Origin of the sequence: Prolixibacter bellariivorans ATCC BAA-1284 (assembly GCF_000621705.1) — a bacterium.
Lineage (GTDB): Bacteria > Bacteroidota > Bacteroidia > Bacteroidales > Prolixibacteraceae > Prolixibacter > Prolixibacter bellariivorans.
In genome coordinates, this window is record NZ_KK211332.1 from 317,751 (window position 1) to 330,152 (window position 12,402).

General features: G+C 44.7%; 6 protein-coding genes. 4 read left to right on the forward strand and 2 right to left on the reverse strand.

Translation table 11 applies throughout. From position 1 onward, the window contains the following. Positions 1 to 23: 23 nt before the first annotated feature. Positions 24 to 1,010 (reverse strand): HAD family hydrolase, encoded by a 987-nt coding sequence (locus T426_RS0120630; protein WP_027586227.1) that lies wholly within the window; start codon positions 1,008 to 1,010, stop codon positions 24 to 26. Between the two features lie 181 nt (positions 1,011 to 1,191). Further along, positions 1,192 to 4,047: a helix-turn-helix and ligand-binding sensor domain-containing protein gene (locus T426_RS24595; protein ID WP_025863777.1), complete on the reverse strand. Its 2,856-nt coding sequence runs from the start codon at positions 4,045 to 4,047 to the stop codon at positions 1,192 to 1,194. Positions 4,048 to 4,390: 343 nt separating this feature from the next. Here T426_RS24595 and T426_RS0120640 point away from each other — a divergent pair, with 343 nt between their 5' ends. The 4 genes from T426_RS0120640 to T426_RS0120655 all read left to right on the forward strand — a co-directional run bounded on the left by T426_RS0120640 (position 4,391) and on the right by T426_RS0120655 (position 12,396). Beyond that, positions 4,391 to 7,441, forward strand: a complete 3,051-nt coding sequence (locus T426_RS0120640; RefSeq protein ID WP_027586228.1) for a SusC/RagA family TonB-linked outer membrane protein — start codon at positions 4,391 to 4,393, stop codon at positions 7,439 to 7,441. Between the two features lie 12 nt (positions 7,442 to 7,453). After that, the gene (locus T426_RS0120645) at positions 7,454 to 8,992 is read left to right on the forward strand and encodes a RagB/SusD family nutrient uptake outer membrane protein (RefSeq protein WP_027586229.1); all 1,539 of its coding nucleotides are present in this window, start codon (positions 7,454 to 7,456) and stop codon (positions 8,990 to 8,992) included. 13 nt (positions 8,993 to 9,005) lie between these two features. Beyond that, positions 9,006 to 10,757: a LamG domain-containing protein gene (locus T426_RS0120650; RefSeq protein WP_025863776.1), complete on the forward strand. Its 1,752-nt coding sequence runs from the start codon at positions 9,006 to 9,008 to the stop codon at positions 10,755 to 10,757. Positions 10,758 to 11,031: 274 nt separating this feature from the next. Continuing rightward, complete coding sequence (locus T426_RS0120655; protein WP_234406556.1) at positions 11,032 to 12,396, forward strand: glucoamylase family protein; 1,365 nt, start codon at positions 11,032 to 11,034, stop codon at positions 12,394 to 12,396. Positions 12,397 to 12,402: the final 6 nt, after the last annotated feature.

A 12,402-nucleotide genomic window follows, 5' to 3' on the forward strand; every position in this document is an offset into this window, starting at 1 on the left:
TCCGCCTTTTCAAATTATCATTCTCACTTACCCGCGTCGAACACCACCTTGAAGTCCTTCTTCATACTAACAGTATTCCATCCGTGCACGGACATGGAATCTCTCCAAGCCGGGCAAGGTGTGCCGTGCCATGGACTATATTTATATTCCCGTTTGGCATCATCATGGTTCAGCATGAAGGAAATATTGGGCAACGGATTAGCCGAAGCCATGCGGAACATGCCCCAGTCTCCGGTGGTATTTCCAAAAGCAAAAACAGGGGCCTTTCCAATGTGACGATAGATGTTTATCGCTTTGCCATTGTTATTGTTCGATGGCTTGAATATGGAGGGTTCCAGAACGAATTCTGTTCCCTTACCGGGATGAAAGACGGGCTTCATAGCCTGGCTGGTACCAATCAAATGGTTGCGTTCGAAGCCCAGCGCTTTGGGACAAACGCTCCACATCAGTCCCTGCAGCGAGCCGGAAACGACATACACATCAAACTGGTTAGCTTTCAGATAAGAAATCAGTTCGAGCATGGGAGGATAAAACATTTGGGCCAGTGGAATATGATAATCCCGGTTCATGGCCGTATCGAGATACGCTTTGCTGAACTTTACATACTTCTCATTATCCCAGCCTTTAAACGCATTCATGATCATGGGTTGGATTGATGGTCCCCAATGATTGGTTACAGATGTATCTTTCGGATTGACTCTCAGTTTTTCGGCATAACGATACATCGGATTCTGCAAGAGCGAACTGTCTTTTTTGACTTGCAGGCACAAGCCCTGAACAGCGCTGTACATCTCAAACCAAAGCGGTGCCTCACAAGCCAGCGTTCCGTCCATATCAAATACCGCAATCCGGTCGGCTACCGGAATCTGTGGCACTTTATTCGTGACAAAGTCAATGATTTTTTCTTTTTCGGGTGTGTTGTTCCACGATGGCAACGGGTTGGCTTTTGGCGAAGAACAACTTGTAACAACAAAAGCTAAACCAAGCAGCAATAAAATAGTCCTTTTCATCGGTCTGTATATCAATTGAGTTTTAACCAAATTGTTGGTCTTTTTTACTCTTGCTAAAATACAGAGGACATCAGGAATGAAGGTAGCTTTTATGTAAATTAATTATGAATAAAGTATTCCTGTAACGGCAGAAAAACATATTTGCTTTCCCCGAACAATTCTAATTTCGACGAAAACAAAATCAATACTGTAATATTAAATCGATTAGATTATCGTCGTGACTGAGTCCCATTTTCTTCCTCAACCGGTAGCGATGATTTTCGACGCCACGAACGGTAATACCTAAAAGCGGCGCAATCTCTTTAGAAGAGAGGTTCATCCGCAGGTAAGCACACATGCGCAAATCCTTGGCCGTCAAATCCGGAAAATCGTCTTTGATCTTTCGCAGAAACTGTTCGTGGGCCTGCTCGAAGTTGGTTTCAAAAATCTGCCAGTCATCGTGGCTTGAGATATTCTTATCGATCTTTTTGATGATATCGTTGAAATATTTATCCGGATAACGGGTTCCTAACTGCTCTTTATGCCGCGTTACCTGCTGCTTCAGGTCGAGCAAAAACTCGTTCTTTTTAATTATTGACATGGTGGAGTTGGCCAGCTCTTTGCTTTTATGTTCCACCTCGGTCCTTAGATTTTTGTTCCTAAGCAAAATCAGTTCGCGTTCCCTCTTCTCGATATGGATGCGCTGCTTTCTCTTGGTACGCCTTGCTCCCCACGCCTGGAAAAGAATGGAGAAAACCACCAGCAGAACGAAATACCCGATTTTTGCCAGCGTGGTACTGTACCAGGGCTCCTGCACTTCCAGCGTGAGCGAGTTGACACGGCTCTCGTTGTGCCACAAATCCGTTGCTTTTACCTGAAGCTGATAAGTTCCGGCCGGAAGACGGTCGAAACGGAAAACAGACGACTCGGATTTGTCGGACCATTTCTGATCGATCCCTTTCAAAAAAGCCTGATAGAAAACCGGCTCAGCAGAATAATGTGGAAATGAGTAACGTACTTCGATGCTGTTGTGGCTATAATTCACTTCCAGCGCATGATTACCCGGAACCTGACTGATGGCTTCATTTCTCCGGTTGATCAATTGAAGTCGACGCAATTGGGGCGCAAAATTGGAGATGGTTTGCAAGCTATCGTTCTCGGACGCATCGAGCCAGGCAATGCCATTTTCCAAACAGAGAATCCCCTTATCTGCAGTAATGGGCAAAATGTTTTCAAAATCCTCAAATAACGGACTACGCTTGAAATAGGATGTCGGATACGATTTTATCAGACGTACCCGGCTCTGGTTGATGTAAAACAAGCCGATTTTTTCTGATGATATAAACCAGTAGTGATGATCCGGCGCTTTTATTATCCGATGCGCCTTAATATAATCTCCCAAATGCTCATTCAAATGCGTGTAGGGAATGATTGTGTCATTCAAATCGTCGTATGTAAAAAGTTTGTCTTTTGTGGTAAATACAATCCGATCCTCTACTTTAAATACATTCAACGAATGTTCTTTCCCAAAGACGGACGACGCGCCATAGTATTTCTGACTAATTACTTTATCTCGCTTATCATTCAATCTTAGTTGGTATATACCACGATGCATATGGCTGGCCCAAATATTTCCCAAATGATCGATTTCGATGTACCGAATCAAATCGGCAAATCCGGAAATAATATTCTCCATAACCAAATGACCATCCACCTCCTTGTAGGAAATCAGGTTGTAATAAGTAGACTGGATATAATGGCCCTTGTGTTTACTATCTTCCTTTATAGCAAACCCACCGGAACTGCGTGAAATGAAATTAGCCTTTCCGTTATCGACAACAATTGTTCCTTCATTATGGCCTACCACCAGCTGGTTACCAATTACACGCAGATCCCAATTTTGTGACTGCGTATTGGGAACAAGGGTATAATTTGCACTCGGATCGGATAAGTCTTTGGAGAATAGTCCCTGATTGGTTCCCAGATAAATGTGATTCTGAAAGATAGCTGCTGAATATACCGCTCCGATATTGGGTATATTTTCAATCCTGACACCGTCATTATTCCGCGTACTGATGAAATCGATTCCATGGTCAAGCGCCAGCCAGATATTATTGAATTGATCCCCGGCAATTCCTAAAATCGTATTATTCTGAAGACCGTTGGTATGATTGTATTTGTGAATCAGGTTTCCTGATTTATCGAAAACCACAATCCCATCGATGATGGTTCCAATGACCAGATTTCCATTTGGCAAAAAATATCCCCGGTTCAGTTCGTTTTCATGGAAGTAGGGTCGCCAGTCCGGTTTCCATTGTTGCAGCTGCTTACCATCCCAGATGACAATACCATTGGAAGCAGTCCCAATCATTAATTCATCTTTTTTATATGGAAGAATGAAGCGGATAATTTTGCCTTCGAAAAAAGGATCTGTCACAACGGGTGTAATCTTCTCGCCCAACAAACGGTAAATTCCTTTGTCCCTAACGCCAAGCAATATTTGGTTCCTAACCTTATTCATCACGTTGGTGAATCCAGGCAGATTCGTCGGAAAAATTGAGTCGTGTTGATATAACAATATCCGGTTAAACGAGTGAAAATAAACTTTATCATCGTCTCTGACGATATTCCAGAACTCTTCGTTCCTGGAGAAGTATTGCTCTGCCAGCGAATTGAGCGAATGATAGACCAATTCTCCGGAAGGTTTTCTCTTCCAAAAACCCATTTCGCGATAACCACTTGTATAGATAAGACTATCATTCACAGCAAGAACTGCCCTCAAAATTGTTTCATTCGGCAGATGATACAATCGCCAACTGGTACCATCAAATTCCAGTAAACCATTGTTATTGGCAAAATACATCATCCCATCACGGCCGGCACTGACTCCCCAGTTCTGTGTACCGGCACCATAATCCATCTTACTGAAATTATTGATACTTTCCGTTGCCAGGTGTTGCTGATTAAAAGCCATCCATCCATTATCCTCTTCCTGGCAGTAAACAGAAAGGTGAGGTATAAGCATCAACCAAATCAGAATGAAGCAAGTTCTTCCCATCTCCTGTAAATTAACTTTTTAGAAGCTATATAAGCCGATTGCTATTGTATCGATCGCCAAATATAGGGATGTAATAAGCTCCTTTTACTATCAATTTACATGATTTTACGGAAACATGCTGCACATCATATTAACACTTTTTTACAAATTTTAATAAACGATCACTTCTCAAACCCTCTTGTTATGCCTGTTCCGAAAGCTAAACCATCGAACTGTGAGGTAATGATGAGGTAGAATTTACACATCATCACAACATGAGAAATAGTAGTGTAGACCGTTTTTAAACAGTTATACGAAAGCAACCTAATTTTAATCTCACAAACTGTTTCAAAAAAGTGAACCTATGAAAAAATTAACGATTCTCTTTTCATTATTAATTTCGGTTGCGACAGTTTTCGCCCAACAGCGGATTACTGTTTCCGGTACTGTTACCGAAGCTGCCACCGGAAACCCCATCCCGGGGGTAACTGTTCTTGTCAAGGGGACAACGACAGGAACTGTTACGAATGTCGATGGTCAATATACCATTGATGCTGCCGGTGATGCCGTATTGACTTTCCGCTTTGTAGGAATGGAAAGTCAGGATATTGCCGTCAATAACCGAAGCAACATCGATGTTTCGCTGCAAACATCTACCCAACAGGTCGATGAGGTAGTTGTAGTCGGTTACGGTAAATTAAATGTAAAAGACCTGACCTCTTCGATCGCTACCGTGAAATCGGCTGAGTTGGTTAAAACACCGACAGGACAGGCCATGCAGGCGTTGCAAGGAAAAGTTGCCGGTGTACAAATTATCAACTCCGGAGCTCCGGGTGGTGCACCCACGGTTCGAATCAGGGGAGTTGGTTCTTTTCCCGGCAGTAGTGATTCAAAACCATTATACGTTGTTGATGGGGTATATTTCGATGACATCGACTTCCTCAACCCGTCTGATATAGAAACGCTATCGGTATTGAAAGATGCATCAGCCGCTGCTATTTATGGTGTAAGGGCAGCCAATGGCGTTGTACTGATTACAACCAAGAAGGGTACTTTGAATACCAAATCGCAAATAACTTATGACGGTTACATTGGGGTGCAGGTACCTCAGAATGTATTGAAGATGGCCAATGCAGAGCAGTTTGTCAACTACGTCAATCAAATTGGAGACCCAGCGGATATAGGTTTTGTAGCGAATGCGATGCAGCATTATGGCAGAAGCCGGATCAACCCAAATGTACCTGATGTCAATACTGACTGGTATAAAGAAATTATGCGGTCAGCAGCGCGACAACAAAACCATTCTCTTTCCATCACTGGTGGTGACAAAAACACTGACTATTCCGTTGGAATGAGCTACTTTGAACAACAGGGACTGTTAGAAGCAAAAAGCTCGTACGAACGGCTGAATCTCAGGGGTAACCTGGACCAGGAGGTCAACAACTGGCTGAAAGTTGGATTGAATATGAACTTAAGTAATGGGATTAAATACCTCGGAGAACAAAATGATGAAACATTTTCAGCCTGGTTTTTAGCTTATCATGCTGTTCCGATCTTACCGATTTATGATCAGAATAATTACGATCAGTTAGTAGCTGATAATGTACCCTATGCGAGCAAATATGCGAGTGCACAATTGATGGGGTACAGGGGCTCACAAAACCCATTTTTTAATCTTGCTTATACGAACCGTCGGCAAGATATTAAAAAGGTATACGCAGGAGCTTACAGTGAAATATCCATTATACCTAAAAAACTGACATTCAAAACGGATTATAATGTGTCATGGATGTTCTTGAGGGACCGGAATGTTGGTCTACCCTATTATGTTACGACTAACACGAACAAGCCTCTTTCAACTCTCACCACATCCCGGACGATGCAGGCCAATAAATATTTCGACAACGTACTGACTTATACGGATAAATTTGGTCGTCATAATATCACTGCCATGGCAGGAGCTTCCTACCGGGACGAGTGGTATGATTGGTTAAAAGGCTATGCTGAAGATGTCCCGCTCCAGGAAAACTCCTGGTATATCGGTCAATCCCGTTCCGAAGACTCAAAAACCGTTGATGACAATGCGGAAAGAATTTACGGAATGTCCTACTTTGGCCGTATTGCCTATAATTACGGAGATAAATACCTGGCATACTTCACTCTTCGTAGAGAAGGAACCTCCAAGTACCAGGAAAAATGGGGTACATTCCCTGCCTTCGGTCTCGGCTGGGTCGTTTCAGAAGAAAGCTTCTTCAAAGGTGTGAGATTCATTAATTACCTCAAGTTTAGAGGTGGTTGGGGCCGCTTAGGAAATGACAAAATAAAACGGCAGGATGGAGCTAATACGACTACTCCTGTTTACATCGCAGTTGACGACACCAAAACAGATGGTACCACAACTACCAGTACATTTGGTTACCTGGGATGGGAGATTGTAGAAGGAACAAATGCTGGTCTGAGTGCCCGTTTATTTGACAGTCGCCTGAGTATTGAATCTGACTATTACATCAGAGATACCAAAGACGCTGCCATACCAGTTCTCCTCAAACTTCAGCCCGGAAGTGTTCTGAAGAATGTTGGTGTTATCCGGAATTCCGGATTCGAACTCGCGATGACCTGGAATGGTCAAATTTCGAAAGATTTTAGCTATACGGTGGGCGGAAATATTTCCACACTTAAAAATGAAGTACGGGACCTCTATGGTCAGCAATATATTGACGGCGGTAGTGCAGAATTCCGTCAGCGATCGCAAGTGGGCGAACCACTGCTCTCATTCTATGGATATAAAGTTGCCGGCGTATACCAAAATCAAGCTGAGGTGGATGCAGATCCTATCGCTCAGGCTAACGGATTAGTTCCCGGTGACTTCAAATTTGTTGACCAGAACAACGACCAGGTAATCGACGACAACGACAAAGTGTTTCTGGGATCCTATTTCCCTAATCTAACATATGGTGCCAATCTTGGATTAACCTACAAAAATATCGAATTCTCGATGAGTATCATGGGACAAAGCGGAAATAAAATCCTGAATCGAAAAAGAGGTGAGATCATTTGGACCAATGACACGAACATCGATGCCGATCTGGCCAACGGACTATGGCATGGAGAAGGAACTTCCAATAAGTATCCTTCAGCTGCAGCTCTCCGACGTGGCTGGGATCAGAACTTTAGTGATTACCTCGTTGAAGATGGCTCTTTCTTCCGGATTCAAAATGTCCAGCTTGCCTATAATATCCAAGGCTCGAAATTGTTCGGTGCCGGTATGCCCAATGCAAGGGTTTACGTAACCGCAGAGAAACCTCTGACTGTATTTAACTACAACGGTTTTAGCCCGGAAGTTTCCAACGGTATTGACCGTCAATTCTACCCGATTCCGGCAGTTTATACGATTGGACTTAATCTTAAATTCTAAATTCTCCAAAAGATGAAATTAAACAAGATAAAAATACGCTATTATCTGCCTGTTCTTCTCAGTGGGCTGTTAATGCTACCGGTATCCAGCTGTACCGATAAATTAAATGCACCTTTTGAAGATGAAGCCTTTACAAGTGATGTGGATTACTCGAAAGGACAAGATATGATTTTACCGCTCATCGGGGCGTATTCCAAATTCTATGATCAGTCGTGGGATGGAGCTATAACCTACAGTTTACGTGGTGACGATGTTGATGCGGCCGGTGACCAGGCTCCCATGCAGGAGCAGGATAAGTACAGTTACCAGGCCAGCCATTGGAATATCAACGGATTTTGGCAGCACCAGTATGATGCCATTGTGAATGTTTTCACTGAAATCGACGAAATCAACAAGTACCGGCCTGCTGCCAACAATGATGCGCTGGCAGATCAGTATATTGCTGAATGCCGCGTCATGAGAGCGTGGGAATACCTGACGCTGGCCAAAACCTTCGGTGGCTGTATTATCATCGACCAACTGGATAACATTCAGAATACGCCGGTGAGCAATAAGCAGGAAGTAATGCAGTACGTCGTGGATGAGATGAACGAAGTAATTCCGGATTTACCAGCAGTAAGGCCCAACGAGCGCACCGATGTAAAAGGAGGAATTACTCAATTCACTGCATACGCCATCCAGGCAATGGCTTACCAGGAAATGGAAAATTACCAGGGGGTTGTTGATGCCACTTCAGCTATCATCAGTTCCGCTAAGTTTAGCTTGTCAAATGATTTTTACCACCTGTTTAAAACAGCCGGCAAATTGAACGACGAAAACATTCTGGAGTTCCAGTTTTCAGATTTTGGACAGGGACAGGGTGATAGCTTTAATCACCTGTTTGCCCCATACGGTACCGGGGCCTGGACACCTGTAGTTGCAGGAGCTGGAGCTGGTTGGGGATTCTATTCACCATCCCTGAAATATGTCGAATTCATGCTCGACAGAGGTGAAACCGTTCGTTTGGAGACATCGGTTGTTTTCACCCCGGACGGCATCACTCAACTTCAAAACGATTACGGCACCATTCCCAGTTGGATTAGCAATACCAACAGGGAAGGCGACGTGTTTAACAATACCCCCCGCTTGAATTTCGGAAGTGGTAAGTTCATCCAACCTTCTACTGAATTGATACCCGGGAGAACCTCTCCGGGAAGCAATAAAAATTTCATTGTCATCCGGTATTCCGAAATGTTGCTGATGTACGCAGAAGCCCTGACCAGGGGTGCGTCGAGCAATATTAGCATGACCGCCGACCAAGCCGTGAATATGGTACGGGAACGTGCTGTTTTAGGAGACCTGAGCGGTGTAACGACACAGCAGGTTCTTGATGAGAAATTTGCCGAGCTTGCCACTGAGTGGGGTATCCGTTTCTTCGACATGGTACGGACTAAAAATACAGCTGAACTGAGCTATGGAGGCAGAACATTTACCATGGACAAGGCTTATTTGCCTTTCCCGTCAGCTCAAATATCTAGTTTACCACAGTTGGCAGACGGAGTCCAAAACTAAAAAACGAACCGAAATGAAAATATACAGTAAATTAATCGTTTTTGCATTGACACTCTTCCTGTTCAATGCATGTACGCAAGACTATATCGACTCAATCACAAAGGTAGACCCGGGAACTGATGAGTCGGCGCCGCAAATTACCGTAAACTTTCCGCCGGACGGATACGAACTCCAGACGAATGAAGCGGTTACTTCGATAAATATTGATTTTAAGGTGACAGATGACATTGAAATCAAATCGATATCCCTGAAGGTTGACGGATCTGAAATCAACAACTATAGCGATTTCAAAGACTACCGTGTAGCCATGGAGAAGTATACCTACGATAATGTAACGACAGGCTCACACGTTCTCACCGTTGAAGCGACCGATACGGATGGCAAAACGTCAACGACGAATGTCAATTTCTCAAAAGCTCCGCCTTATGTTCCCCAGTATGTAGGAGAAACATTCTACATGCCGTTTAACAACGAATACCGGGAGATGAACAGCCTGACACTGGCAACAGCAGTTGGCATGCCTGGTTTCACGGATGGTATTCAGCAAGGCACAGCTTACCAGGGAGCAGCTGATTCATATCTGACGTTCCCCGGAACCAGTTTGCAGGGTGACGAATTCAGTGCCACTTTCTGGTTGAAGCTCCCCTCAACCATCGATGGTGCGGCCGGACTTCTGGTGATGGGACCTGAGGATACAGCCAATCCGGATGCTCAAAACATACGGACCAGTGGCTTCCGGCTCTTCTACGACAACGCCGGGGGTATGGCCTATATCAAAGCGAATGTGGGTACCGGAGACGGCGAAACCTGGGTTGATGGTGGCGATGCAGCAAAGTTCGATCCGGCAACCAATAACGGTTGGATTCATGTATCATTAACCATCTCCCAAACAGAAGCCACCCTTTATGTAAATGGTCAGCTTATTAAGCAAAGTACCACCACCGGTATCGATTGGACCGGTTGCGATCTGCTTTCCATCATGTCGGGTGCTCCGCGATTTACCGGATGGGGACATTTGTCATGCACCGGAGGTATGGATGAGTTGCGTCTCTACAACAAAGCACTTTCCCAGGCGGAAATTCAAACCATGATGTTGAAAGAAGAATCAACGTTCCACATGGGCTTTGACGGAAATTATAAAGATGCCGTGAGCGGAGATGCTGCAACGGTTGTCGGTTCACCTTCGTATGCCTATGGTGATGGCGTTTCCGGTGATGCATACCAGGGTGCCGCTGATTCTTACCTGACCTTCCCGACAACCGGCTTGCAGGGAAATGAATTCAGTGCAAGCTGCTGGCTGAAACTGCCGTCAACCATTGATAGCAATGCCGGTATTTTGGTGATGGGACCGGAAGACACAGCAAATCCCGATGCTCAAAACGTAAGAACAAGTGGTTTCCGCTTCTTCTATGACAATTCCGGCGGCCTGGCCTACTTAAAGGTGAATGTCGGTACCGGTGCCGGGGAAACCTGGGTTGATGGTGGCGATGCTGCTAAAGTTGACCCGGCTGTTAACAATGGCTGGATCCATCTGGCGATGACGATTTCAGGAACTGACGTGGCCTATTACATCAACGGACAACAGGTAGGAACCGCTACAACTACCGGAATTGACTGGACGGGTTGCGACTTGTTCTCCATTATGTCAGGAGCACCCCGGTTCACCGGATGGGGACATTTGTCATGTGTAGGAGAAATGGATGAATTGTATCTGTTCAATAAAGCACTTTCAGCTGATGAAGTAACGCTACTGGCAAATGAGTAGCAGCAATAAGTGGTATTTTAAATATACACCAACTGGAAATCCGCTGCGTTCTCATACGTCATTTTTCATAGATTATAGATTAGATAGGTTCTTCTGACAGTGGGAATGGCTGCCCGGAAGCATCCGGGCAGCTCTTTCTATCTAAACAACCTATCAGACAAGACATGATCTGTCTCTTCTATTCTCTTTAAAACAATCTTTTTTTTACATCCGAATAAACCAAACAAATAGGGATTCTCATCCCTGAAAGAGCACCGAGCATATGAAAATATTGATGACAAGCCTACTCCTACTCCTGATGGCTGGATGCGTTCATTCTGGTAAAAAAGAAGGGAAACAGGAAGTAGATACCGGGAAATATGCTGACCTGACCGACAATCAACTGCTGGATACTGTTCAATACCAAACCTTTCAGTATTTCTGGGACGGAGCCGAACCCAATTCCGGGATGGCCCGCGAACGAATTCACATGGACAATGTCTATCCACAGAATGACAAGAACGTTGTAACATTGGGAGGTTCCGGCTTCGGAGTAATGGCCATTCTGGTTGGTGTCGAACATGGTTTCATTACCCGCGAAGAAGCATTTACCCGTTACCGGAAAATTGTTGATTTTCTGGCGAAAGCCGACCGGTTCCATGGTGCATGGCCGCATTGGCTGCATGGCGAAACCGGAGAGGTAAAGCCCTTCAGCAAAAAAGACGATGGAGGCGACCTGGTCGAAACAGCCTTCATGATACAAGGTTTGCTGACAGTCGCTGAATACTTTAAAGATGGCAATGCAGCGGAACAACAACTGGCTTCCGATATTCAAACACTATGGAAAGAGGTAGACTGGAACTGGTATACCAAAGGTGGCGAAAACGTCTTGTACTGGCACTGGTCACCCAATTATGACTGGGACATGAATTTCCCGGTAGGCGGATACAATGAATGCCTGATTATGTACGTGCTGGCAGCTTCTTCTCCCACGCACCCGATTACTCCACGCGTATATGATAAAGGTTGGGCAAGGGATGGTGCCATTGCGCACGATACTGTTTATTATGGGCTTCACACCGTTCTCAATCATTACGAACACAACAACGATCCGGTGGGGCCGCTGTTTTGGGCACACTATTCTTATCTGGGACTGAATCCGCATGGATTATCCGATAAATACGCCGATTACTGGAAACTCAACCGGAACCATGCTCTGATCAATTACCGCTATGCGCTAGACAATCCCAAAGGATATAAAGGTTATGGAAAAGAGCAATGGGGACTGACCTCCAGCTATTCGATGAAAGGATATGCCGGACATCACCCCGGGGAAGCGGATTTAGGCGTGATTTCTCCGACTGCTGCACTCTCATCCTTTCCGTATACGCCTAAAGAATCGATGCAATTCCTGAAATACCTTTATTTCAAAGCCGATTCACTGGTTGGCAAATACGGACCTTATGACGCCTACAGCGTGTCAAACCACTGGTATACGCCGCGTTATCTGGCTATCGATCAGGGGCCGATTCCAGTGATGATCGAAAACTATCGGACGGGTTTGCTCTGGAAATTATTCATGCAAAATGAAGATGTTCAAAATGGGCTGAAGAGACTGGGATTTACCGTGACATCCGAATCCGCAAAAGCGGAAGATTGAATTACA

What these genes read in the sequence shown, in the direction of transcription:
- T426_RS0120630 (WP_027586227.1), bottom strand. Translation starts at nt 1,010, where the DNA reads ATGAAAAGGACTATTTTATTGCTGCTTGGTTTAGCTTTTGTTGTTACA.
- T426_RS24595 (WP_025863777.1), bottom strand. Translation starts at nt 4,047, where the DNA reads ATGGGAAGAACTTGCTTCATTCTGATTTGGTTGATGCTTATACCTCAC.
- T426_RS0120640 (WP_027586228.1), top strand. Translation starts at nt 4,391, where the DNA reads ATGAAAAAATTAACGATTCTCTTTTCATTATTAATTTCGGTTGCGACA.
- T426_RS0120645 (WP_027586229.1), top strand. Translation starts at nt 7,454, where the DNA reads ATGAAATTAAACAAGATAAAAATACGCTATTATCTGCCTGTTCTTCTC.
- T426_RS0120650 (WP_025863776.1), top strand. Translation starts at nt 9,006, where the DNA reads ATGAAAATATACAGTAAATTAATCGTTTTTGCATTGACACTCTTCCTG.
- T426_RS0120655 (WP_234406556.1), top strand. Translation starts at nt 11,032, where the DNA reads ATGACAAGCCTACTCCTACTCCTGATGGCTGGATGCGTTCATTCTGGT.